The organism is Ruegeria sp. AM5 (genome assembly GCF_056540645.1).
The window spans coordinates 184,773-206,563 of sequence record NZ_JBQFXC010000001.1 but is presented as its reverse complement, the minus strand read 5'-3'; the positions used below and the strand labels follow the sequence as shown (position 1 = coordinate 206,563).

At 57.1% G+C, this 21,791-nt stretch carries 25 protein-coding genes and 1 tRNA gene; 9 read left to right on the top strand and 17 right to left on the bottom strand.

Going from position 1 to position 21,791, the window contains the following annotated elements; all coding sequences use genetic code 11:
* Window positions 1-7: 7 nt before the first annotated feature.
* From dusA to ACR0AH_RS01045, 3 genes are all read right to left on the bottom strand, one after another.
* On the bottom strand, window positions 8-1,027 hold the full coding sequence (gene dusA / locus ACR0AH_RS01055; RefSeq protein WP_480589953.1) for a tRNA dihydrouridine(20/20a) synthase DusA: 1,020 nt from the start codon (window positions 1,025-1,027) through the stop codon (window positions 8-10).
* A gap of 92 nt (window positions 1,028-1,119) precedes the next feature.
* Window positions 1,120-1,196: transfer RNA gene (locus tag ACR0AH_RS01050), tRNA-His, on the bottom strand.
* 47 nt (window positions 1,197-1,243) lie between these two features.
* Window positions 1,244-1,726, bottom strand: a complete 483-nt coding sequence (locus ACR0AH_RS01045) for a GNAT family N-acetyltransferase (protein ID WP_170597945.1) — start codon at window positions 1,724-1,726, stop codon at window positions 1,244-1,246.
* Between the two features lie 78 nt (window positions 1,727-1,804).
* Here ACR0AH_RS01045 and ACR0AH_RS01040 point away from each other — a divergent pair, with 78 nt between their 5' ends.
* Window positions 1,805-1,993, top strand: coding sequence for a DUF6324 family protein (locus tag ACR0AH_RS01040; protein WP_170396325.1), 189 nt, complete (start codon window positions 1,805-1,807; stop codon window positions 1,991-1,993).
* Here the strand turns inward: ACR0AH_RS01040 and ACR0AH_RS01035 are convergent.
* Window positions 1,990-2,421 carry an MmcB family DNA repair protein gene (locus ACR0AH_RS01035; RefSeq protein WP_480589951.1) on the bottom strand — a complete coding sequence of 144 codons (432 nt, stop codon included), beginning with the start codon at window positions 2,419-2,421 and terminating at the stop codon, window positions 1,990-1,992. The two genes, ACR0AH_RS01040 and ACR0AH_RS01035, sit on opposite strands and share 4 nt — an antisense overlap.
* A 105-nt stretch (window positions 2,422-2,526) precedes the next feature.
* Between ACR0AH_RS01035 and ACR0AH_RS01030 the strand changes: the two genes are divergently transcribed.
* Together ACR0AH_RS01030 and ACR0AH_RS01025 are read left to right on the top strand one after the other, a co-directional pair.
* Window positions 2,527-2,847 (top strand): ArsR/SmtB family transcription factor, encoded by a 321-nt coding sequence (locus ACR0AH_RS01030; protein ID WP_480589949.1) that lies wholly within the window; start codon window positions 2,527-2,529, stop codon window positions 2,845-2,847.
* The gene (locus ACR0AH_RS01025) at window positions 2,844-3,269 is read left to right on the top strand and encodes an SRPBCC family protein (protein ID WP_170396319.1); all 426 of its coding nucleotides are present in this window, start codon (window positions 2,844-2,846) and stop codon (window positions 3,267-3,269) included. Before ACR0AH_RS01030 ends, ACR0AH_RS01025 begins: the two co-directional genes overlap by 4 nt.
* Before the next feature lie 215 nt (window positions 3,270-3,484).
* Here the strand turns inward: ACR0AH_RS01025 and ACR0AH_RS01020 are convergent, their stop codons facing one another.
* The 4 genes from ACR0AH_RS01020 to ribB are packed head-to-tail and all read right to left on the bottom strand — an operon-like array spanning window position 3,485 to window position 6,004.
* On the bottom strand, window positions 3,485-3,790 hold the full coding sequence (locus ACR0AH_RS01020) for a hypothetical protein (protein WP_170512831.1): 306 nt from the start codon (window positions 3,788-3,790) through the stop codon (window positions 3,485-3,487).
* Window positions 3,791-3,849: 59 nt separating this feature from the next.
* Window positions 3,850-4,332 (bottom strand): transcription antitermination factor NusB, encoded by a 483-nt coding sequence (gene nusB, locus ACR0AH_RS01015; protein WP_480589947.1) that lies wholly within the window; start codon window positions 4,330-4,332, stop codon window positions 3,850-3,852.
* Window positions 4,329-4,880: a 6,7-dimethyl-8-ribityllumazine synthase gene (locus ACR0AH_RS01010; protein ID WP_170403315.1), complete on the bottom strand. Its 552-nt coding sequence runs from the start codon at window positions 4,878-4,880 to the stop codon at window positions 4,329-4,331. The genes nusB and ACR0AH_RS01010 overlap by 4 nt, the downstream gene beginning before the upstream one ends.
* Before the next feature lie 2 nt (window positions 4,881-4,882).
* Window positions 4,883-6,004 carry a 3,4-dihydroxy-2-butanone-4-phosphate synthase gene (gene ribB, locus ACR0AH_RS01005; RefSeq protein WP_170403318.1) on the bottom strand — a complete coding sequence of 374 codons (1,122 nt, stop codon included), beginning with the start codon at window positions 6,002-6,004 and terminating at the stop codon, window positions 4,883-4,885.
* Between the two features lie 319 nt (window positions 6,005-6,323).
* Here ribB and ACR0AH_RS01000 point away from each other — a divergent pair, with 319 nt between their 5' ends.
* Entirely contained in the window at window positions 6,324-7,379 is a 1,056-nt protein-coding gene (locus tag ACR0AH_RS01000; protein ID WP_480589945.1) for a phosphatase PAP2 family protein, read from the top strand.
* A 3-nt stretch (window positions 7,380-7,382) separates the two neighbouring features.
* Here ACR0AH_RS01000 and ACR0AH_RS00995 read toward each other — a convergent pair whose 3' ends face one another.
* On the bottom strand, window positions 7,383-7,970 hold the full coding sequence (locus ACR0AH_RS00995) for a riboflavin synthase (RefSeq protein WP_170612455.1): 588 nt from the start codon (window positions 7,968-7,970) through the stop codon (window positions 7,383-7,385).
* Window positions 7,971-8,110: 140 nt separating this feature from the next.
* Here ACR0AH_RS00995 and ACR0AH_RS00990 point away from each other — a divergent pair, with 140 nt between their 5' ends.
* The 3 genes from ACR0AH_RS00990 to ACR0AH_RS00980 all read left to right on the top strand — a co-directional run bounded on the left by ACR0AH_RS00990 (window position 8,111) and on the right by ACR0AH_RS00980 (window position 12,624).
* Window positions 8,111-9,409 (top strand): capsular biosynthesis protein, encoded by a 1,299-nt coding sequence (locus ACR0AH_RS00990; RefSeq protein ID WP_170733415.1) that lies wholly within the window; start codon window positions 8,111-8,113, stop codon window positions 9,407-9,409.
* Between the two features lie 80 nt (window positions 9,410-9,489).
* Window positions 9,490-10,623 carry a polysaccharide biosynthesis/export family protein gene (locus ACR0AH_RS00985; RefSeq protein ID WP_170565801.1) on the top strand — a complete coding sequence of 378 codons (1,134 nt, stop codon included), beginning with the start codon at window positions 9,490-9,492 and terminating at the stop codon, window positions 10,621-10,623.
* Between the two features lie 3 nt (window positions 10,624-10,626).
* Window positions 10,627-12,624, top strand: coding sequence for a capsular polysaccharide export protein, LipB/KpsS family (locus ACR0AH_RS00980; RefSeq protein ID WP_170733416.1), 1,998 nt, complete (start codon window positions 10,627-10,629; stop codon window positions 12,622-12,624).
* A gap of 3 nt (window positions 12,625-12,627) precedes the next feature.
* Here ACR0AH_RS00980 and ribD read toward each other — a convergent pair whose 3' ends face one another.
* From ribD to ACR0AH_RS00950, 6 genes are all read right to left on the bottom strand, one after another.
* On the bottom strand, window positions 12,628-13,728 hold the full coding sequence (ribD, locus tag ACR0AH_RS00975; protein WP_480589941.1) for a bifunctional diaminohydroxyphosphoribosylaminopyrimidine deaminase/5-amino-6-(5-phosphoribosylamino)uracil reductase RibD: 1,101 nt from the start codon (window positions 13,726-13,728) through the stop codon (window positions 12,628-12,630).
* On the bottom strand, window positions 13,725-14,195 hold the full coding sequence (gene nrdR, locus ACR0AH_RS00970; protein WP_039534475.1) for a transcriptional regulator NrdR: 471 nt from the start codon (window positions 14,193-14,195) through the stop codon (window positions 13,725-13,727). The genes ribD and nrdR overlap by 4 nt, the downstream gene beginning before the upstream one ends.
* Window positions 14,196-14,314: 119 nt before the next feature.
* On the bottom strand, window positions 14,315-14,725 hold the full coding sequence (locus tag ACR0AH_RS00965; RefSeq protein ID WP_170733417.1) for a secondary thiamine-phosphate synthase enzyme YjbQ: 411 nt from the start codon (window positions 14,723-14,725) through the stop codon (window positions 14,315-14,317).
* Window positions 14,726-14,731: 6 nt separating this feature from the next.
* On the bottom strand, window positions 14,732-15,133 hold the full coding sequence (locus ACR0AH_RS00960) for a hypothetical protein (RefSeq protein ID WP_255612048.1): 402 nt from the start codon (window positions 15,131-15,133) through the stop codon (window positions 14,732-14,734).
* Between the two features lie 77 nt (window positions 15,134-15,210).
* The gene (locus ACR0AH_RS00955) at window positions 15,211-15,765 is read right to left on the bottom strand and encodes a DUF4166 domain-containing protein (RefSeq protein ID WP_480589938.1); all 555 of its coding nucleotides are present in this window, start codon (window positions 15,763-15,765) and stop codon (window positions 15,211-15,213) included.
* Entirely contained in the window at window positions 15,755-16,180 is a 426-nt protein-coding gene (locus ACR0AH_RS00950) for a DCC1-like thiol-disulfide oxidoreductase family protein (RefSeq protein WP_170733418.1), read from the bottom strand. Before ACR0AH_RS00950 ends, ACR0AH_RS00955 begins: the two co-directional genes overlap by 11 nt.
* Window positions 16,181-16,248: 68 nt before the next feature.
* On the opposite strand from ACR0AH_RS00950, the gene ACR0AH_RS00945 reads away from it, so the two are divergent.
* Both ACR0AH_RS00945 and ACR0AH_RS00940 read left to right on the top strand, forming a co-directional pair.
* The gene (locus ACR0AH_RS00945) at window positions 16,249-16,371 is read left to right on the top strand and encodes a hypothetical protein (RefSeq protein WP_255612047.1); all 123 of its coding nucleotides are present in this window, start codon (window positions 16,249-16,251) and stop codon (window positions 16,369-16,371) included.
* A 148-nt stretch (window positions 16,372-16,519) separates the two neighbouring features.
* Window positions 16,520-17,533, top strand: a complete 1,014-nt coding sequence (locus ACR0AH_RS00940; protein ID WP_170565787.1) for an AraC family transcriptional regulator — start codon at window positions 16,520-16,522, stop codon at window positions 17,531-17,533.
* A gap of 183 nt (window positions 17,534-17,716) precedes the next feature.
* Here the strand turns inward: ACR0AH_RS00940 and rpoD are convergent, their stop codons facing one another.
* A complete protein-coding gene (gene rpoD / locus ACR0AH_RS00935; RefSeq protein ID WP_170396291.1) occupies window positions 17,717-19,705 on the bottom strand; it encodes an RNA polymerase sigma factor RpoD in 1,989 nt (662 codons plus the stop codon).
* Window positions 19,706-19,819: 114 nt separating this feature from the next.
* Complete coding sequence (gene dnaG / locus ACR0AH_RS00930; RefSeq protein WP_480589934.1) at window positions 19,820-21,772, bottom strand: DNA primase; 1,953 nt, start codon at window positions 21,770-21,772, stop codon at window positions 19,820-19,822.
* Between the last annotated feature and the right edge of the window lie 19 nt (window positions 21,773-21,791).

Below are 21,791 nucleotides of genomic sequence, written 5' to 3'. Positions count from 1 at the left end.
AGCCGTCTTAGCCTACCTGTTCCACCTGCGATAGCGCAGCAACAGAGTCCAGAGCCTGCAGGATCACTTCTGGGCCGGCATTCTCGCGCACAGCACCTTCGGAGAGCATCCGCCGCCATCCCCGCGCACCGGGACGCCCCGCGAACAGGCCCAGCATATGCCGCGTGATCTGGTGCAATCGACCACCGTCGACAAGATGCGCCTCGACATAGGGCAGCATATTTTGCACCACTTCAATGGGATCCGCGACGCTGCCCGTTCCAAAGATCAACGGGTCCGCAGCCGCCAGAATATCTGTCGGTTGGTGATAGGCGGCACGACCGATCATGACACCATCAAGCCCAGCCTCCAGATGCTGTTGCGCCTGAGCAAGCGACGTAATGCCACCATTGATCGAGATATGCATGTCCGAAAAATCAGCCTTCATCCGATGCACCAGATCATAATCCAGTGGCGGAATATCTCTGTTTTCCTTGGGACTTAACCCCTGCAACCAAGCTTTGCGCGCATGGATCGTCACCCGCCGACAACCGGCCTTGCGAATCTGGTCGAGGAATGCAGGTAGCACTTCTGAAGGTTCCTGTTCGTCAACACCGATACGGCATTTCACCGTGACTTCGACCTTCACCGCCTCGCGCATCGCCGCAACGCACTCCGCGACTTTTTCGGGTGCGCGCATCAGTACCGCACCGAATGTCCCTGATTGCACACGGTCAGACGGACACCCACAGTTCAAGTTGATCTCGTCATATCCGGCTTCAGCCCCCAGCTTGGCCGCCTGCGCCAATTCCTGCGGGTCCGAACCCCCTAGCTGCAACGCAACCGGGTGTTCCTGAGGATTAAAGTCCAGCAGATGCAGCGCGCCGCCGCGCACCAAAGCAGGCGCTGTGACCATTTCAGTATAAAGCAAGGTCTCAGAACTCAGCAAACGATGCAGAAACCGGCAATTCTTGTCGGTCCAATCCATCATGGGTGCAACAGACAGTCTCGCATTTCTACGGATGTCTACAGGTTTCTTATCCGGCATATCTTGCTCATGTCATCGGAACGCAGCTTTCGCCAAGTACCGGGTATACAGAAAGACCTGCAACCGGCAAACCGTTCTTGGGTTTTGGGAGATGGTACCGCCTCCCTGGCTTGAACAGGGGACCTCTGGATCCACAATCCAGCGCTCTAACCAACTGAGCTAAGGCGGCACTTGTGAGGGGCGATTTAGCGAAGGCGTACGGGGATTGCAAGGGGATTAAAGCTGAATTCGCCAGCTTTGTTCGACCAGATCGACACCGAAGGAATGCACCGGCTTGCTGTCGACAAGCTCCCACCCAAACGCACGATACAGCCCGCAAGCGGCGGCGTGACTCTCATGGGTCCACAGCACCATCTGGCGATATCCTGCGTCGCGGGCGAAACCCATGCAGGCGGTCAGTAGCCGCTTGCCCAGCCCCTGTCCACGAGCCTCGGGCAGCAGCAGAAACAACCGCAGCTTGGCGGTTTGATCATCCAGCCTGACACAGAAAATACTACCCAAACGATCCCCGTCGCACTCGGCGATCCAGCCTTGTTCGCAAGTTGGATCATGATCCGCGATGAATTCCGTCAGAATGCGGGCAACCAGTGGGCCGAAACTGTCATCAAACCCTTCGTCACGGGAATAGAGCACGTCATGCTGCTCTACCAGCCACGGCGCATCCTCGGCGCGGAAAGGTCTGAGCGTTGCCGTCTCCATGCCCTATCTGAACCCATAGTCGGCTTGATTCTCAACCCATCGCGCGTTAGCACCAAAGCGCATTTCCCGGAGGCGAACATGAGCATCAATACCGAACGCGATATCGAAGCGAACCTGCAGATCGGCCCCACCGATCATGGTATGGTGCGGCTGTTCATTGAAGGTGCCGGTATTGAGATTCCAATGGATTTCGACCCCGAAGAGGCCGAAGAAATCGCCGAGGAAATCCGCGCCGCAGCCCAAGCCGCGCGCGCTATCAAAAGCTAAACCCTGGGGTCGCGCAAGGCCTGCAACCGACGTGCAGAATCCATCGCGAATTTCTGAACCATCTTTTTGCGCCGCGCCGGAGCCAACTTGGTTTCTGGCCCCATTCGGATGATTTCAGCATCATAGGCATCAGCGATGATCAAGCCTGTTTCCGCAGGCAGAAGCTCGGTCGGGAAATCCGTATCAACCGCCCAAAAGAATCGGTCACACCAGTCAAGATAGCCCTGCCATTTGGAATCCGACTGATAATCGGCGCGGCTGGATTTACACTCGACCACCCATATCTCACCCTTAGGGCCCAGCCCCACCACATCGACACGCAACCCTCGGGTGGGGGCAAATTCTTCAATCGAAACATAGCCGTGGGTCAACAAGTGACGCGAAACACCACGGGCCAGCTTCTGTCCAGGCTGCATAATTAGTGTCATTCCGAGAATGTGAACAATTCATGAACAAAAATCAAGCAGCTTGACATAGTACCATTTGGTATCGCAATAATATGAAACCAAATGGTATCCAATAAGAGGTGCCCGATGAATACACAGACCCAAAACGCATTTCGCGCCCTGGCGGACCCGACCCGCCGCGACATCGTTCAGATGCTGGCAGCACAGGATATGACGATCACTCAACTAACCGAACGTTTCGACATGACCCGCGCGGCCGTCAAAAAGCATCTGACCGTTTTGTCCGACGGAGGATTGATCACGGTCGAAGCTCGTGGACGCGAACGCATCAATCGCCTTGAACCCAAAGGAATGGCTCCGGTTCTGGACTGGCTCAGCTACTTCGACCGGTTCTGGGATGATCGCCTCGCAAATCTGAAGAAAGCTATCGAAGGGAATAAGAAATGACAGACGCAGTTTTGCAGAAAACAATCTTTCTCCGCGCTACGCCAGAAATCGTTTGGGACTATTTGACTGATCCCGACCGGTTGGCCGAGTGGTTTCACAAACCCGAACGTCCCCTGGCCGCTGGACAAAAGCTTGAGATGTTCGGGACGACCAGTGGCGACCTTCTGATTTGGGGTGAAGTGCGTGAAGCGAGACGTCCAGAGTATCTTGAATATACATTCACCATTAAACCGATGGGCGGCGCCGAAAGTGTGGTCAAGTGGACGCTGGAACCCGTCGCCGGCGGCACACGCCTTGGACTGCTGCACGAGGGCTTACCTCAAGGGGCTGACGCCTTTGGCCTGATCCTTTCGCTGGATGACGGATGGGATGAACATTTCGGCAAGATGCGCACCGCATTGCACGAAACTGTTGATGCTTAACCCCTTGTGCGAACCTGCTTCAGGCCCTACTTAGGCCCGTGGCGGGTTCTGCCCTTCTTGTGACAGGTAGCATTCTGGTGGCCTTAAGCAATTCCGAGGGGGCTGGCTCTGTTCAGGTCCTGGCCTGATTACCTGGCGCCCACCTGTACATACAGGTCCTCGGGAATCAAACCGCACGGTTGACTGGTGGTCCCGCCACATATTTACCTAATAAATCAGCGCCCTGCGCGCACTTCCTGTTTGATCGGCGCAGGCCTCAAACCATGAGCAATCGGTGTTCCACCACGTGGTTTGTTCGGCTTCTCAGCCATGCTCATGATCGCATAGGCGAACTGCACTCCCGCAAAGACGATCCCGTTCATGAACCAGATCATGGCCAACGCGATCAGACCGATTTCCGAACTGGTGATCAGATGCCGTAGATTGGCCACGTTGAGCGCCAGCAGCACCCCGACAAAGACGGCCGAGATCACAAAGCCCCAGATGACTTGCGTAATGTAGAGACGGACCAGTTTGGGCATGGCGAACCTCCTTGCGCTATGATGGTGAGTCTAGCGCGTGCAGGGTCGCGGTAAAGGCGTCAGAACGCCTCGGGCTGGGCTTCGCGCGCTATGTGATCCAACACAGCGTTCACGAATTTGGGCTCTTTGCCTTCCGGGAAGAACGCACGTGCGACATCGACGAATTCGGTGATCACGACTTTTGGCGGCGTGTCGCTCTGGGTCAACTCAGCCCCGGCCGCGCGAAACACAGCGCGCAGGGTCGGATCGATGCGCGCAATGGGCCATTTGGCGACCAATGCACGATCGGTCATCTGGTCGATGGTGGCCTGATAGTTCACAGCGTCATCCACCAACTTACGGAAGACACTGATATCGCCATCCAGCATCTCATCCCCCTCGTAGACCGCGCCAAACCGATGATCCAGAAACTCATTCACAACCTGTTCAGTCGTCTGGCCCGACTGCTCCATCTGGAACAGCGCCTGCACGGCATAAAGCCGGGCGGCGGATTTCATCAGGCGTTTCTGGTTGGCCGGTTTCGGCGCGTCTGTCTGGGTCATGCTGTCGTGGGTCCGTTGCTGTCGCCCGCCACAAGGATGGACTCGGACGGTGGCTTGAAGCCCACGCCCTTTTTGGAAGAGCCCCACTTACGGCTGAGCGCGATCAGATGCAAGGCCGCAGCCGCCGCTCCACCGCCTTTATTCATCTTTTCGGGGTTTGCACGTATCTCGGCCTGTTCGTCGTTTTCGACAGTCAGGATGCCATTGCCGATCAGCAGGCCCTGCAGGCCCATCAACTGGATTGCACGGCTAGAGTCGTTGCAGACGGTTTCATAATGCGTCGTCTCGCCCCGAATGACACAGCCCAACGCGACATAGCCGTCGTAGTTGCACTGACGGTCGGCCATGGCGATTGTGGTCGGGATTTCCAGCGCACCGGGCACTTCGACCACGTCGCAGGTGCCGCCTGCGGCCTCGATCTCGGCCTTGGCACCAGCGACCATGTTGTCGGCGATGGCACGGTAGAACGGAGCCACCACCAGCAGCAGTTTCACCGGCTTGTCGAAGCTGGGAGTCGGCAGAATGCCATGTTTGTCTTTTTCAGCCATTATCAGTCTTCCTTGAGGATCGAGCGGGTGCCGACGATTGACAGTCCAAACGCGTCGAGCCCCAGATACACGGTTTCAGGCGAGTCTGTCAGCAACACCAGTTCCTGAATACCCATCTTGGACAGGATCTGCGCACCCAGACCGGTTTGCTTGATCGTGCGCGGGCCTTCGTCGTCTGCGGCATACAGCGAATTTCGCGGCTGACGGAAAAGGCAAACGACGCCGCGCCCCTCTTCGGCGATCTTTTCCATCGCGCGGGGCAGCTCTCGTGAAGATTTCGGGCCAAGACCCAGAATATCGGGCGCTTCATGCAGGGCGTGGGTCCGGGTCAGGACCGGCTCGGGCGTTGTGATGTCGCCCTTGATCATGACAACGTGTTCGATACCGTGGGTCTGGTCGGTGAAAATCCGCATCTCCCATTCGCCACCGTATTCGGAATTCACCGTCTCGCGCGAAGTTTCAACCACCAGATTGTCGTTACGCGAGCGATAGGCGATCAGATCACTGATCGTGCCGATCTTCATGTCATGCTCTTTGGCGAAGGCGACCAGATCAGGCAGGCGCGCCATTGTGCCATCGGGCTTCATGATCTCGCAGATCACGCCCGAGGGGTTCAGCCCGGCAAGACGCGAGATATCAACGGCGGCCTCGGTATGCCCCGCCCGCACCAGTACCCCGCCCCTTTTGGCGCGCAAGGGGAAGACATGGCCTGGGGTCGCTATGTGAGCCATAGTGTTTTGCTCGTTGATCGCGGTCGCCACCGTTAGTGCGCGATCAGCGGCCGATATTCCCGTCGAAACTCCCTCGCGGGCTTCTATCGACACGGTGAAGGCTGTCTCATGACGCGAAGAGTTGTTCACCGCCATCATCGGCAGGCCCAGACTATCGATCCGTTCCGCCGTCATCGGCAGGCAGACCAACCCGCGCCCATGGGTCGCCATGAAATTGATCGCCTCCGCGTCAGCGAACTCGGCCGCGATCACCAGATCACCCTCGTTCTCGCGGTCCTCGTGATCCACAAGAATGTACATCCGGCCCTTACGGGCCTCTTCGATGATTTCCTCGATCGGACTGATCGCCTCGCGCAATTGGGCCTCTACCGGTCCGGGGGTTTCAAAACTCATAGGGCAGCCTTTCGCACAACGGGTTTGAATGGCGGGATAGACCAGAGTGAACACAAAGACCAGCCTGTAAGCACTGCGAGATAGATTGATATGCCCAGCGCTATAGGGCCAGCGATGAAATCTGGTGCCAACTCAGTTTACCAATCCTATGCGCCAGTTTTGACTTAGGCCTTTTCTGCGCATTGTTGCCAATAGCTGAACCTTTAGGCCGGTTGCGTGAACTTTGTCCACAAATTGCCCCAATTGGGCCCTTGGATCGCCTGATATCCTGGGCACCAGTCATTGTATAATGTCCTAGCTAGACGAGAATTTGAGCCCAGTGTCTAAGACCGCTGATCTGCCCGCTGCAAATTTCGTGCGTGTAAACGCCCTTCGGCGAAACAGGCTGCTGCTATCACTCATTGCACTGCAGATGGTCTATGCCATTGCGGTTAGCATCTATGTAGGACGGTCATATTGGGATTTTTCGACCTCTTCCCTGATTGTCATCTCAGTTCGTCTGCTTGGTTTCATGTTCGCAAATTTCGTTCTTTGGCGACTTGGCGTTGCCATGTTCGTCGTGCGACCCAAAAAGCCAATTCAATGGATGTTGCAAGATCTGCGATCCAAGATGGCAGATGTTGAAAAAGCGACCGATGCGGTTATCTGCTTTCTCAGCATCGTCGCACTTATCCTGACCTATACCTTCCTGAAGAACGAAATACATGCTGTGAACCCGACGCTCTGGGATGAGCAATTCGTGCAATGGGACCGGTTTCTGCACGGCGGCGTCGATCCGTGGACCTGGCTATGGCCCATTTTGGGATCCCCGATCGTAACCACTGCGGTGAATGGCGCCTATCACATCTGGTTTCCCATGATTTACATTGCGGTTTGCGTCGCCTGTCTGGACCGCAGTGACCCGAACCGCAGCACCGTTTTTCTGGTAGCGTTTGCACTGTGCTGGTTTGTAGGCGGCAATGTGATTGCAACCATCTTTGCCTCGGTTGGTCCCGTTTACCACGAACCCTTCAATCTTGGCTCTGACTTCGTTCCGCAGATGGAGTTGTTACGCAAATCACACGAAATCAGCCCGGTCTGGGCGCTGAATGTGCATGAAATGCTGTTGGATGGTTATCGGAATAATGGGCTAGCAGGCGGAATCTCGGCGATGCCCAGCATGCATGTTGCCTCTACCGTGCTGCTGGCGTTCTACGGCTTCACCTATTCGCGTTGGCTCGGCTGGGCGCTGTCGGTGTTTGCCTTCATCATCCTACTAGGCTCGGTTCACCTCGCCTGGCACTACGCCATCGACGGGTATGTCTCAATCCTGCTGGCTTCATGCTTCTGGTGGCTGTCCAAGAGGCTGACGGCCAAATTTGGACCTTCCACCTGAAGGTCAGGACATCTCGGCCAGTCGCGCGACGTATCGGGCCAGGGTATCGATCTCAAGGTTCACGCGATCACCAACCGAGACGTCACCCCATGTGGTGACCTCTTTGGTGTGAGGGATGAAGTTGATACCAAAGTCACACCCGTCCACATCATTAACCGTCAGCGATGTGCCGTTCAGTGCAACGGACCCTTTCGGAGCGATAAACCGGGCCAGATTGGCAGGCGCCCGCAATGTCACCCGCGTGCTGTCACCCTCGTCTATCACAGAGACCACCTCTGCCACGCCATCCACGTGGCCCGAGACGATGTGCCCTCCCAATTCATCCCCGACCTTCAAGGCACGTTCCAGATTGACGCGCTTGCCCACCTGCCAACTGTCCAAATTGGTTTTCGAAACCGTCTCAGCGCTGATCTGGACATCATACCAGTCATCGCCCAGTGTAATGACGGTCAGACAGACGCCATCGCTTGCGATGGAAGCGCCAATATCAATGCCCGCCGTTTCATAGCTTGTCTTGATCCGTGCCCGCAGGTCTCCCTGCTGGTCCAGTTCGGTAACGGTGCCAATATCAGTGACGATCCCTGTGAACATGTCATTAACCCTCTGAACCTAGCTTCAATAGCCGAGGTAAAGGCACGCAGCTCTACCGGCAAGCCCTGCCTTGCCGTGAAAACGACAAAGAGGCATAATTTTATACAAACGCACCAAAAGTCACCACACGAGCAGACCGCATGATCCCTTTGGCCAACAGCCCTAACCGGCGTGTGTTCCTGTTTCTACAAGGACCGCATGGTCCGTTCTTTAACGCGCTTGGTCGGATGCTGCGGGCTGCGGGTGCTCAGGTCTGGCGAGTCGGCTTCAACGCGGGCGATCAGGCTTTCTGGGGCGACAAATCCAGTTACATTCCATATCGCGGCGCGCCAGATGATTGGCCGGAGACCTTAAGCGAATTGCTCACCCACTATGATGTGACCGATATCGTGCTCTATGGCGACACCCGGCCCGTGCATGCACGCGCAGTTGAGATTGCCAAAGCACGCGGGACCACTGTTCATGTGTTTGAAGAAGGCTACCTGCGCCCTTGGTGGGTGACCTATGAACGAAACGGGTCGAACGGAAACTCACGCCTGATGGAACTGGATGTGGCGCAGATGCAGACGGCGCTGGAACAGTCCGAAGGGCACGCCCCCCCACCGCCTTCCCATTGGGGCGATATGCGCCAGCACATCTTTTACGGTGCCCTCTATCACTGGTTCGTGCTGTTTCTGAATCGCAGATACCGGAATTTCCGACCCCATCGAGAGCTGCCGGTCTCGAAAGAGTTTCGTCTATACTTCAAACGCCTGACACTGATGCCCATTCACAGGCTACAGCGGGGCTGGGCCACAGCACAGGTCAGGTGGAGCGGTTTTCCCTATCACCTTGTGCTGTTGCAATTGGGGCATGACAGCTCGGTCCAATATCACTCGGATTTTTCCGGTATGTCCGATTTTCTCGAACAAGTGATCGCCGGATTCGACAAAGGCGCCCCTGCGCATCACCACCTTGTCATCAAGGAACACCCGCTTGAGAACCACCGTGAACCGCTGCGGCTGCGGGCGCGCCAGCTTGCAGCACAGCACGGCATCACAAACCGAATTCACTATGTGCCCGGTGGTAAGCTGGCCAGGTTGCTAGACGATGCAAAATCCGCCGTGACGGTGAATTCCACGGCAGGCCAGCAGGTTCTGTGGCGTGGCATACCTTTGCGGATTTTTGGGCAGTCGGTTTATGACAAGCCCGAATTCGTATCTCGGCAATCGATTGAGGCATTCTTTGCCCAGCCAGATGCCCCGGGCGGCAAGGCCTATCGGGCTTATCGCCAATTTCTTCTGGAAACCTGCCAAGTCCCCGGGGGGTTCTATTCTCGCCGAGGGCGTCGTCAATTGCTGCGGCGAGCGGCTGATATGATGCTATCGGCTCAGGACCCCTATCAAGGGTTGCTCTCCGATAAAGAGGCCACAACGCCACAGTTGCGCGTTGTTGAATGATCGCGGGCAACCTGCTGCTGGATGTTTCGAAGCGATGCGGGTAACCTTCCCAAAACAAAGACGATTGAGGTAAATCGGCAGTGCAGCGCTTTCCTACCCGATGGATCCGGGGGGTTTCCCTTGTGGCGACCCTTGGCCTGCTGGCAGCATGCCAGCTTCCCAAATCCGGGCCGAACAAAAACGAAATTCTAGCCGGGTCGGTCGAAAACGGGGGTAACGCCTTTGTGGTTGAGGTCGACGACCGTGTTGCGCGGGCCACATCGGTGATTCCGCAATACGGGTTTTCGAAATCCTTCCGCAGCGCGCAAAGCGTCGCATCCGATACCGTACGCCCCGGCGATATTCTGAGCCTCAGCATCTGGGAAAATGTCGAGGATGGGTTGCTAAGTTCCGCAGCCGGTGGCGCAACCGTTCTGGATCAGGTGCAGGTCGACAGCGAAGGTTACATATTTGTTCCTTATGCAGGGCGGCTGCGTGCAGCGGGCAATACGCCCGAACAGCTCCGCACGTTGATTTCCTCGAAGCTGGAGGAACAGACTCCGGATCCGCAGGTCCAAGTGTCGCGCACTCCGGGCGATGGGTCGACCGTTTCTCTGACCGGAACTATCGGCGCGCCGGGAATCTATCCGATTGAGCGACCAACTGGCTCGTTATCGACCATGCTCGCGCAAGCAGGCGGGGTGGCAGTTGCATCCGATATCGCATTGGTCACTGTGATCAGGGGCAAGCAAAGTGGAACCATCTGGTACGACGATCTGTTCCGCAACCCGGAAACCGATATCGCCCTGCGCGGCGGCGATCGCATTCTGGTCGAACAGGACAGTCGCTCATACATCGCGCTGGGTTCGACCGGCGGACAATCCCGCGTGGCCTTTGAAAGTCAGGACCTATCCGCCCTTGAGGCGCTGGCACAGGTCGGAGGCTTACAGCCGCTATCTTCAGACCCGACCGGTATTTTTGTTCTGCGTGAGGAACGGCAGGATGTGGCGCGCAATGTCATGGGACGTCCCGAGCTACAGGGTGATCAGCGCATGATCTATTTGCTGAACCTGACCGCGCCCAATGGCCTGTTCATCGCCCGCGATTTCGTGATCCGAGACGATGACACGATATACGTCACCGAGGCCCCATATGCACAGTGGAGCAAATCTGTCTCGCTGATTGCCGGAGGTCTGACGCCATTTGCAAATGTGGCGACGCTTACGGGTAACTGATGAATGCTCTCTGAACCGGAGAACACGGCCGGGGGCGAACGCTCCCGGCTTTTTGTTTACAACGGTGGGTTCCTGACACAGTCGCGGCTGCGTCGTATAGTGTCTCTGGCCGGGTATGACATCCGGCTTGGACTGCCACAGCCAGACGATCTGGTCGGGGTTTGGGGCAACAGCCCGACAGCCCATCGGGGCATGGGTATCGCGCAGAAACGCGATGTGCCCGTCCTGAGGGTCGAAGACGCGTTCCTGCGGTCTCTGCACCCTGGACGAAGCGGTGAGGCACCCATGGGTCTGTTGTTGGATCGATCGGGTCTGCATTTTGATCCGAGTGTGCCTTCGGATCTGGAAACTCTGTTGGTCACGCATCCGCTGGATGACACCGCCCTGCTGGATCGCGCGCGAGGCGCAATCGCGCGCATCCGAGAGCTGCATCTGAGCAAATACTCGGCCTTTGACCTTGATCTGACGCCTCCCGATCCTGGCTACGTTCTAGTGATCGACCAGACGCAGGGAGATGCTGCCGTCACCGCAAGCAACGGCGACTATGCACGGTTCCGCGAGATGCTGGTCATCGCGCAAGAGGAAAACCCCGGCGCGCGCATCCTCATCAAAAGCCACCCCGAAACCACGGCAGGTCACCGCAAGGGATACTTTTCCGATCAGGATCTGAGTGACAGAATATCGATCCTCGACAGCCCGATAAGTCCATGGTCGCTGCTTGAAGGGGCCATCGGGGTTTACACGCTGTCCTCGCAGATGGGATTTGAGGCGATATTGGCCGGGCACAAACCTCGCGTGTTCGGGCAACCATTCTACGCTGGGTGGGGGCTGACGCAAGATGATGCACCCCTGCTCCGTCGCCAACGGAATCTTACGCGGGCGCAGCTTTTTGCAGCTGCGATGATCTTGTATCCGCGTTGGTACGATCCCTACCATGATCGCCTGTGCGAATTGGAATGCGTGCTCGATACGCTTGAGGCGCAAACCCGGGCCTGGCGGCAGGACCACAAAGGCTGGACCGCCTCCGGGATGCGGGTATGGAAACGCCGCCACCTGCAACGCATTTTCGGCCAGCACCATAAGGTGCGTTTCGTGGCCGAGCAGCCAGAGAACACCAAACAACCCCATATGGTCTGGGCCAGCCGAGCCGGTGAGACGCTGAATGCAACCCGGATTGAGGATGGCTTTTTACGATCCCGCGGGTTGGGCGCGGAGCTGGTTCCACCGCTGTCGCTGGTGACCGATGATATCGGCATCTACTACGATCCAACGCATCCCAGCCGCCTGGAAGAATGGATCACCACGCGCGAAACCTTGCGCCCTGATCAGAGGCTCCGCGCCGAGCGGCTGACAGCCCGGCTGCTGACCGAGGGCCTAAGCAAGTACAACATCGGCCACCCCGCCCCGGACCTACCGACGGGGCATCGTATTCTGGTGCCAGGTCAGGTAGAAGATGACGCCTCGATCCGGCTGGGAACAAGCAATATCCGCACCAATCTCGATCTGCTGCGCGCGGCGCGCGAGGCCAATCCCGACGCTGTGTTGATCTATAAACCGCACCCGGATGTAGAAGCTGGTCTACGCGACGGCAAGATCGAAACCGATCTGGCCGATGTCATCGTAGAAGGCACCGATCCTGCCACCCTGCTTGGACAGGTGGATGAGGTCTGGACTATGACCTCTCTGCTGGGATTCGAGGCTTTGCTGCGTGGCGTCCGGGTCACCACTCTCGGTGCGCCGTTCTATGCCGGTTGGGGGCTGACGAGTGATCTGGGGGCGGTGCCTGCGCGACGTGGCGCGCGGCCTTCGTTGATGGGATTGGTGCACGCAACGCTGATCGACTACCCGCGCTATCTCGATCCGGTGACAGGACAGACCTGCCCCGTCGAAATCGCGGTCGAACGGCTTGCGCAGGGTACGCCATCCCCTACCGGACCCGTAAATCGCATCTTGTCCAAATTTCAGGGCGCACTGGCGACGCATGCGCATTGGTGGCGCTGAAGGCTAGTGCGTCACGCGCGCCCAGCGATGCAGGATATCGCCGCCAACGACCTGTGTTTCGATCAGATCAAATCGGGGGGCAGTATCCAGAGTATCAAGCCTCAGTGCCCCGATCGCGGACAGACCTTCGGCCCCGATGGTCAGTCCCGCTGTAAAGCCGACCAATTCATCGACCAGATCGCCCTTTAGCAAAGATGCGGCCAATGCTGATCCGCCTTCGCAAAAGACGCGCGTCAAACCGGCCTGCCCAAGCTGCTGCAACAGATCAGCCGCATCCACGTGATGCCCATCCAGCGCACAAGGGATCAGACGGGCCCCCAACCCCTCCCATGCGCGTGCGCGCTCGGGGTCTGGATGGGGGCCGTGACAGAGCCAGACAGGGATATCGGACGCGGTTCGCGCAAGTTGCCCCATCAAGGGCAAATCCAGATGGCGCGAGACCACCACGCGCACCGGCTGATGCTGCACGCCCAGATCACGAACCGTCAGCGACGGGTCATCGGCGCGCGCTGTCCCTGCCCCGACCATCACCGCATCGTGGCGCGCGCGCATCGCGTGCACCACGCGGCGAGCATTTGGACCTGTGATCCACTGACTGTGCCCGGTTTCCGTAGCAATCCTACCATCAAAGCTGCTGGCCAGTTTCAATGTCACAAACGGGCGGCCTTGCTCGGTCTTCAGAAAGAACCCTGCGTGGTCGCGTGCCGCCTGTTCCGCCAGAACACCGGTGGTGACCTCAATCCCTGCCTCGCGCAACATGGCAAACCCTTGCCCAGCGACCCGAGGATCGCTGTCTTCGATCGCCGAGACCACACGGGCAACACCGGCCGCAATCAGCGCTTCGGCACAGGGCGGCGTCTTTCCGTAGTGTGAACAGGGTTCAAGCGAGACATAGGCGGTGGCACCTCGCGCGGCCTTACCCGCCTGCGTCAGAGCCATAGGTTCTGCATGCGGACGACCCCCGGACTGCGTCCAGCCGCGACCAACGATGCGTTCATCGCGCACGACGACACACCCGACGGACGGATTCGGCCAGCAGGTGCCTTGGCCGCGCCGCCCCAATGATAGGGCCAGCGCCATATATCGCTTATCTGTATCGCTCACTCATCCGTCGAAGGTTGCGGCGGGCGCAACTCGTGGACAAACTCCTCGAAATCATCGGCCGCCTGGAAATTCTTGTACACACTCGCAAAGCGAACATATGCGACCGTATCAATCCGGGCCAGCGCTTCCATTACAATTTCACCGATTTTATTCGAAGGGATATCGGTTTCCCCCATGCTTTCAAGACGGCGCACGATACCGGAGATCATCTGATCAATCCGATCGGGATCAATGGGCCGCTTCTGCATCGAAATACGGATCGAGCGTTCCAGCTTGTCGCGGTCGAAGTCTTCGCGCTTACCGTTGGTTTTGATGACGACCAGATCACGCAGTTGCACGCGTTCATAGGTGGTGAACCGTCCGCCGCAGGCCGGGCAGAACCGCCGTCTGCGGATCGCGACGTGATCCTCTGCCGGGCGTGAATCTTTGACCTGAGTATCGATATTTCCGCAAAACGGGCAGCGCATCCGCCGTCTCCTCGTCCCTAGCTGGCCACTTTTTGTAAGCGCTGCGGCTTACTTATCCACAACTATAGGACAGCCTCTAGAGTTTGGGTAGTCGGAATTTTCCACCCCAATATAAAGCGTCACCCAAAATGCGCAGCGACCTTTCTTTCATGCGGCGCGTTGCGGTGTTCAAACAGATATATCCCCTGCCATTTGCCCAGCGCAGGTACCCCATCTGACACCGGTATCGACAGCGATACAGGCATCATCGCGGCCTTGATATGGGCTGGCATGTCGTCCGGCCCCTCATAGGTGTGGCGCAGATAAGCCATTGACGGATGATCCGATTGCGGCACCAGCCGTTCAAAGAATGCGCGCAGATCAGTCTGCACCTCGGGGTCGGCGTTTTCCTGAATAAGCAGCGAACAAGAAGTGTGGCGCACAAAGAGCGTCAGCAAACCGTCCGAAACCGGCCTCAGCCAACTGCGCACAGGGGCGGTAATCTCATAGAGCCCCACGCCCTGTGTCTGAATCGAGAATTCTGTCTGCATCGCAGGTCAATTGATAAACGGACGGACGCCGCACCGTGCATTTGCGCCCTGTACCGACATGCTGTCACCCGGCTGGAACCCGGCTGTGACCGAAAAGCTGCCTTTCTGCGGGACATTGGCGGGTTGTTTCAGTGTGAACTGTACCGCCGTCCGGCGTCCCGTTGTCACGCTGGGGCCATAGCCGCGCAGAACGTAGATTTGTTGCTGCCACCCAGCACCCAATTTCCGGCGGGCAAAATCAGCAGCGGCGCACCAATATCCATCAGTATCCTGACGTGTCCTTGGAATGACCTCGAAGTCTGTGCCGCTCATCGGTTCTGTTCGATAACCGTTCGGCGCTGCATCGACAACGCCCGCAGAGCTGGTCATAAGCAGTGCTGCAAATGCGCAAAGTATTGTCTGTTTCATCGTGACCATCTTCCTGTTTCCATGTGAAATATAGACTAGTGCGTCGCCATCGTCAGCAAAGCGAACTAACGATCATGTCAGCTTGACCCACGTGGTTCGTGAACAGGCTCTAACCATCCCTGATAGCGGATCAGGTGTCCCAATCCCGGTGCTATCGCCGAAATGTCAAAGCGAAACCTCAATTGTACGTCCTCAGCCTCGGTCGATCCGGAACGTGGCAAAAGAAACCCCGGACACGGAATGCCAAACAAAGCGAGGCGGCGGATCTCAATGGTCAGCCCCTTATCAGTTCTCACCGGCTGCAACCATATTGTCAGCCCGCCGATCTGTTCCCGCACCATGCCACACAGCGGATCAAAAGTGATCCGTGAACGCGTTTTGTGGCCTGCGAAATCCCGTTCCCATTGCCAATATGCGCCGGGCTTTCGGATCGTAAGGGTGACCGGCAAATCTTCGCCCGCAGGTGGAAATCGCCCGATGCGAAGTGCCAGAGCGACCAAAACGCCTCGGCCACGCTGAATGCTGCATCGACCAGAGTAGCGACCTTCCCCGCTGTGCAAATCCCTGACCAATCCAGGCACAGCTTCATCTATACCCAGCGCCTGCAGGAATGGATCACGATCAGAATCCATCTTGGGCAAACCGCGATCGGAGAGAAGGATCAGGAACTAGGCACTCATCCCGCCGCCCAAATAGCGCATATCTGTTACGGGCAATCATCCGGTACAGCGGGTTCTTCAGAAACCTCGGCAGGTATCGACACAAGGACAATACCCGCCACGGAACATATAATGCATGCATCGCAGCGGCAAATGCGTCGAGATTTTGGTGCACCTTTCCTTTGACGATCACCAAATTGGTTTCAAATTCGTCTGTCGGCAGGTTCAGGAGAGTATAAAGCTGCTGCCCAAGCGGTGACTGCGCAGTTGCAAATAGAAATTTCTGATCTCGATCATGGCGCAACATGATGTGAAAAAACCCTGAACACAGCACGCATTCACCATCGAAGACGATCAAATCTGTATCGATGGAAAGATCATCAGCCACGAGAGATCAAGAAATAACAAAAGGTTCCCCGTGATGCTGTCACGTCGAACGCGCCGCAGCAATGCGACATGACTGACCAGAAGAATGAGAGGGGCGTGCCGGGGAACCCGTTGAAACGGCTTGGTGGACCGCTCGCTCAGGCTCTGACCTTTTCCCCAAAAGGCGCTGACCCGACAACACCGGTCATGTAGCTATTGGCCAAGGCTACGGACATGGCCATTTCTGCCATATCTTTGTGAGTTGCGGTCAATTCCTGGGTATCAGCACCGAGGCTGGCGCATTGCCACGGTTTGCCGCTAGGGTAACGGTATTACAGTAACGCGTTTTTTGGGCTGGGTGATGGACGTCGACATTTCACGCATTCAATTGCTGACACGGACCCTTGAGGATCACGCAAGCGCGACCGTGGTGGAACAGGTCCTGAGTGACTGCGCATTGACCCGCAGCGATATTGAACCGCCTGCCAAAAGGTACAGCGCCCACAAAGAAGCGCTGTTTGTCCGACACGCCTGCGATGCACTTGGCGATATCACCTTTGGGGCACGGGCGGGTCTGGAATTCAGTTCTTCTTCCAGCATTACGGCCTATATCAGCAAGTACTCTCGTGATCTGAAGCAGGTGATCGAGAATACGGCGCGGTTTCATGGCATTATCGACCCGGCCCTGGCCTTCAATCTGCGCCTTTCAGGTAACGCTGCCTCGCTTGAGGCCGATTGGAAAGACCCGAGCTTTTCCCGCTATCATCGGCGGACCGAGTTCCTGCTGTTTGGCGCGATCGCCCGGATGCGGGCGTTGACTCAGTTGAATCTGAATCCGATTGAGATACGGTTTCAGCACACAGTTGGGCAACACCAAGCCACCTACCAGAAAATCGGAGGTTTCCCAGTTACCTTCGGGGCCGAACGCTTGGAAATCATCCTGTCGCTGCCCTCGCTGGAAACACCGATCCCAACTTACGACCCTAGCCTGCGCGCGCATTTGGTTGAATTTGGCGAACGCCTGCTGGCCGAAAGACAGTCGCCAAGACAGAAAACCCGAGCACAGATCGAAGGGTTGATCACAGATGCGATGCCGGGGGGAATCGTACAGGTGGACGACGCCGCCACCCAGCTCGGCCTAAGCCCTCGAACATTGGCTCGCCGCCTAGCTGATGAAGGCACCTCATATCGTGAGATCGTTGAAGATTTACGATGTGACCTAGCGCAGACCTTTATCAAGAACGGTATGCATCTGTCCGAAATCTCGTATTCGCTCGGTTATTCCGATCAGGCTGCGTTTTCCACCGCCTTCAAACGTTGGACGGGTCAGGCCCCGACCGCTTTTCGCAAACGTGTCTCTCATCCACTTTCATGAAGCTACAACGTGGCCGGGGGTCATCAGCCCAATCACCTCGCCCCGGCCTGTCCATGAGTGGACAGCGGCGATATAAAGATGGCATCGCCGGACTCCTTGCGAGTTCCCGCCAATTTGATTTGAAGTTCAGTCATTGTGAGCGGGCGAAAGAAAAAAGCGCCTCGGGATGAGGCGCCTTTCGATTTACTGATCCAGGAAGGACCGCAATTTACGCGACCTACTCGGGTGTTTCAGCTTACGCAGCGCCTTCGCCTCGATCTGGCGGATACGTTCGCGCGTCACGCTGAACTGCTGACCGACCTCTTCCAGCGTGTGGTCGGTGTTCATGCCGATGCCAAAGCGCATCCGCAGAACCCGCTCTTCACGCGGGGTGAGAGAGGCCAGAACCCGTGTGGTGGTTTCCTTGAGGTTTTCCTGAATGGCGCTGTCCAGCGGCAGCACGGCATTCTTATCCTCGATGAAATCACCAAGCTGGCTGTCTTCCTCGTCGCCGATGGGCGTCTCGAGGCTGATCGGCTCTTTGGCGATTTTCATCACCTTGCGCACCTTCTCAAGCGGCATTTGCAGCTTTTCGGCCAATTCTTCCGGTGTTGGCTCGCGGCCGATTTCGTGCAGCATCTGACGACCTGTCCGGACCAGCTTGTTGATCGTTTCGATCATATGCACCGGGATACGGATCGTGCGCGCCTGATCCGCGATCGAACGCGTGATCGCCTGACGGATCCACCAGGTCGCATAGGTCGAGAACTTATAGCCCCGGCGGTATTCGAACTTGTCCACCGCCTTCATCAGGCCGATGTTACCTTCCTGAATAAGATCAAGGAATTGCAGGCCGCGGTTCGTGTACTTTTTGGCAATCGAGATCACCAGACGCAGGTTGGCCTCGACCATTTCCTTCTTGGCTTGCCGCGCCTCTTTCTCACCCTTCTGAACCTGCTGCACGATGCGGCGGAATTCAGGGATATCGAGACCAACATATTGGCCAACCTGAGCCATGTCGTTGCGCAGTTCCTCAACCTTTTCGGTCGAGCGTTCGATGAACATCTGCCAGCCCCGGCCCGGCTTCTCAGCCATTTCAGCCAACCAGTTCGGATCCAGCTCGCGCCCACGATACGCATCGATGAACTCGCGACGGTTGATGCGAGCCTGGTCAGCCAGTTTCACCATCGAGCTGTCCAGTGACATAATGCGCCGGTTGATGCCATAGAGCTGGTCAATCAGAGCTTCGATCCGGTTGTTGTGCAGGTGAAGACCGTTCACCAGTTCAACAATCTCAGCGCGCAGCTTCTGATAGGTTTCTTCGTCCTTCGCGCTGAAAGTGCCATCCTCGTTCAGCGTCGCAGAAATCCGGCTGTCCTGCATTTCGGACAGCATCGCGAAGTCGGTCGAGATGCGTTCCAGCGTGGTCAGCACCTGATCCTTCAGCGCTGCTTCCATCGCGGCCAGGGACATGTTGGCCTGATCGTCGTCATCATCGTCATCATCATTGGCAATCGGGTTGCCGTCAGCGTCAAGCTCCGGCCCCTCATCCTTGGCAGGCTTGGCCGCCTGCACCGATGAGGTATCGACAACCGGCTCTTCAACCTCGCCGTCTTCATCCATCTGGTTGCCGAAAGTGGTTTCCAGATCGATGACGTCCCGCAGCAGAATGTCTTCGGACAAAAGTTCGTCATGCCAGATGGTGATCGCTTGGAAGGTCAGCGGGCTTTCGCACAGACCAGCGATCATGGTGTTCCGACCGGCTTCGATCCGCTTGGCGATAGCAATCTCGCCCTCGCGGCTCAGCAGTTCGACTGAACCCATCTCGCGCAGATACATGCGTACGGGGTCATCGGTGCGATCCAGCTTTTCGGTTGCGGCACCAGCCAGCGCAACCTCGCGCGGGCCTTCGGTGGTGACCAGTTCGGTCGAACCTTTGTTTTCTTCTTCTTCGGCTTCTTCATCTTCGATGATGTTGATGCCCATCTCGGACAGCATCGACATAACATCTTCGATCTGTTCCGAGCTGACCTGATCAGGCGGCAGAACCTGATTGAGCTGGTCGTAGGTGATGTAACCTTTCTCGCGAGCCTCGGCGATCATCTTCTTGACCTGGGCCTGGCTCATGTCCAGCGAGATTTCCTGTTCCTGCTCGTCGGATTTGCGGTCTTCGTTCGTATCCTTGGCGGCCATTCAATGCTCCTGCAGGGATGGGTGATTCGTTTGAACCGAATCATTAGCGCGTAGAAGTGATTCGGCCACCCGTTTACCCGTTTTTCTTTTCCAGTGCCTTACGAAAACACCACTTCATCGATGTTTCCGTTCGAATTTGATGCCAGACGTGATGGCCTCAAACGCGTCTTTCTCATCGCGGTTGATTCGCGCACCATTGTCGGCGATGTCGAAAACGGCCCTGTCTTCGTTCTGGCTGCGGCTTGTACGGTTGCGCTCTTCGGCGGCTTGCGCCAGCCGATATGTCAGCGCCTCATCGGCCAGATCAGACAATTCCTCTGCCGCTTCGGCAATCTCAGCATCCAACCCCCGGAGCGCTTTGATCTTTGCGAGTTCCTCGGCCAGCGTCATCTCGGCCTTTTCAACGTCGCCCGGTTTGTACACACAGGGGATCACTGCGACATGGCGAAGGGCCAGCAGGTTTTCAAGGGGTTCCGGTCCCAAAGCTGCGACAATATGATCTTTAATGTTGTCCGGATCATCAACCGCATGTCGCAACAAGACATCTCTCATGGCATTTAGTTCGGGATCCAAGCATGTCATTTCGTCGATCTGAATTTCGAACTGCACCACCAAAGCAGGCGTCAATATAGCAACTGCAAGAATGACACTTTCACGGAGCCGAATAGCAGCGCTGTTGTCGTTAGCAGCCAAGAAAGAAGTGCGTGCACCCTGTGTAGGTCCGGCAGTTTTGCGATCCCTATCCCGATTGGATTTCCAATTTTTTGCAGGGAACTTTTTCTGAGAGCGGTAAAAATGAAAAAGTAGATCCCGGATCTCCTGCCGATAGTGATTTCGTATCGACTTATCTCGGATTAACTTGATCTTCTCCCAAAGCGCTTTGTCCAATGCAGATCTGCGTTCTGGGCTATCAAAAACCTTGCCCTCAGTCTCGCGCTGCCACAGCAGCTTCACCATCGGAATGGCACCGTCCAGAACTGATCGAACTGCCCCTGCGCCTTCGGCGCGCAGCAAATCGTCAGGGTCCTTGCCTTCAGGCATTAGCGCAAAGCGCAGTGACTTACCCGCCTCCAGCAACGGCAATGCCAAGTCGACCGCCCGCATCGCCGCGCGCAGCCCTGCCGTATCGCCATCCAAAGCGATGATCGGCTCGTCAGAGATGCGCCAAAGTAGTTGCAACTGATGCTCGGTGATCGCCGTCCCCAATGGCGCAACCGACGCGCCAAACCCGGCCTCTGCCAAAGCGATCACGTCCATATAGCCCTCGGCCACAACCAAAGGCTGCCCCTTGCCTGCCGCCTGTCGTGCGGGGCCATGGTTGTAGAGGCTGCGGCCTTTGTCGAACAGATCGGTCTCGGGCGAGTTCAGGTATTTGGCGTTGTCATTGGGATCCATCGCCCGGCCACCAAACGCAATGCACCGCCCGCGCGGGTCGCGGATCGGGTACATGATGCGGTTGCGGAATGTGTCATAGGGCTTTTTGCCCTTATTCGAAGGTTTCGCCAGCCCGGCCCCAAGGATCAGGTCCTCGGAGACACTCTTACCGGTCAGATGATCCCACAACGCCTGCCAGCCGTCCGGCGCGAACCCGATCTCCCACCGATCCACCGCCTGCGCATCCAGTCCTCGGCGCCCCAGATAGTCGCGCGCCCCCGCCCCTGCGCCGGTCTTGAGTTGCAGGCGGAAAAACTGCACAGCCTGTTCCATCACCTCGGCCAGCTGTGAACGGCGGTCCTGCTTTTCCTGCGCCCTGGGATCGCGTGCGGGCATCGGCATCCCGGCCTCGCGCGCCAGAATTTCCACGGCTTCTATGAAAGAGACATTCTCGGTCTCTTTCACAAAACTGATCGCGTCCCCTTTGGCGTGGCAGCCAAAGCAGTAATAGAATCCCTTTTGGTCATCGACGTGGAACGAGGCGGTCTTTTCGTGATGAAATGGGCAAGGCGCCCACATATCCCCCTTGCCCTGATTGGATTTGCGCTGGTCCCACATGACCTTACGCCCAACAACCTGAGACAGGCTGAGGCGCGTGCGCAGTTCATCCAGAAATCCGGGGGGCAAAGACATGGGTCAAACCTGCCAGAAA

Bases quoted from the DNA above. Each gene is read 5' to 3' on its own strand.
- dusA (WP_480589953.1), bottom strand. From the start codon at position 1,027: ATGCCGGATAAGAAACCTGTAGACATCCGTAGAAATGCGAGACTGTCT.
- ACR0AH_RS01045 (WP_170597945.1), bottom strand. From the start codon at position 1,726: ATGGAGACGGCAACGCTCAGACCTTTCCGCGCCGAGGATGCGCCGTGG.
- ACR0AH_RS01040 (WP_170396325.1), top strand. From the start codon at position 1,805: ATGAGCATCAATACCGAACGCGATATCGAAGCGAACCTGCAGATCGGC.
- ACR0AH_RS01035 (WP_480589951.1), bottom strand. From the start codon at position 2,421: ATGACACTAATTATGCAGCCTGGACAGAAGCTGGCCCGTGGTGTTTCG.
- ACR0AH_RS01030 (WP_480589949.1), top strand. From the start codon at position 2,527: ATGAATACACAGACCCAAAACGCATTTCGCGCCCTGGCGGACCCGACC.
- ACR0AH_RS01025 (WP_170396319.1), top strand. From the start codon at position 2,844: ATGACAGACGCAGTTTTGCAGAAAACAATCTTTCTCCGCGCTACGCCA.
- ACR0AH_RS01020 (WP_170512831.1), bottom strand. From the start codon at position 3,790: ATGCCCAAACTGGTCCGTCTCTACATTACGCAAGTCATCTGGGGCTTT.
- nusB (WP_480589947.1), bottom strand. From the start codon at position 4,332: ATGACCCAGACAGACGCGCCGAAACCGGCCAACCAGAAACGCCTGATG.
- ACR0AH_RS01010 (WP_170403315.1), bottom strand. From the start codon at position 4,880: ATGGCTGAAAAAGACAAACATGGCATTCTGCCGACTCCCAGCTTCGAC.
- ribB (WP_170403318.1), bottom strand. From the start codon at position 6,004: ATGAGTTTTGAAACCCCCGGACCGGTAGAGGCCCAATTGCGCGAGGCG.
- ACR0AH_RS00995 (WP_170612455.1), bottom strand. From the start codon at position 7,970: ATGTTCACAGGGATCGTCACTGATATTGGCACCGTTACCGAACTGGAC.
- ACR0AH_RS00990 (WP_170733415.1), top strand. From the start codon at position 8,111: ATGATCCCTTTGGCCAACAGCCCTAACCGGCGTGTGTTCCTGTTTCTA.
- ACR0AH_RS00980 (WP_170733416.1), top strand. From the start codon at position 10,627: ATGCTCTCTGAACCGGAGAACACGGCCGGGGGCGAACGCTCCCGGCTT.
- nrdR (WP_039534475.1), bottom strand. From the start codon at position 14,195: ATGCGCTGCCCGTTTTGCGGAAATATCGATACTCAGGTCAAAGATTCA.
- ACR0AH_RS00965 (WP_170733417.1), bottom strand. From the start codon at position 14,725: ATGCAGACAGAATTCTCGATTCAGACACAGGGCGTGGGGCTCTATGAG.
- ACR0AH_RS00960 (WP_255612048.1), bottom strand. From the start codon at position 15,133: ATGAAACAGACAATACTTTGCGCATTTGCAGCACTGCTTATGACCAGC.
- ACR0AH_RS00955 (WP_480589938.1), bottom strand. From the start codon at position 15,765: ATGGATTCTGATCGTGATCCATTCCTGCAGGCGCTGGGTATAGATGAA.
- ACR0AH_RS00945 (WP_255612047.1), top strand. From the start codon at position 16,249: ATGACTGACCAGAAGAATGAGAGGGGCGTGCCGGGGAACCCGTTGAAA.
- ACR0AH_RS00940 (WP_170565787.1), top strand. From the start codon at position 16,520: ATGGACGTCGACATTTCACGCATTCAATTGCTGACACGGACCCTTGAG.
- rpoD (WP_170396291.1), bottom strand. From the start codon at position 19,705: ATGGCCGCCAAGGATACGAACGAAGACCGCAAATCCGACGAGCAGGAA.
- dnaG (WP_480589934.1), bottom strand. From the start codon at position 21,772: ATGTCTTTGCCCCCCGGATTTCTGGATGAACTGCGCACGCGCCTCAGC.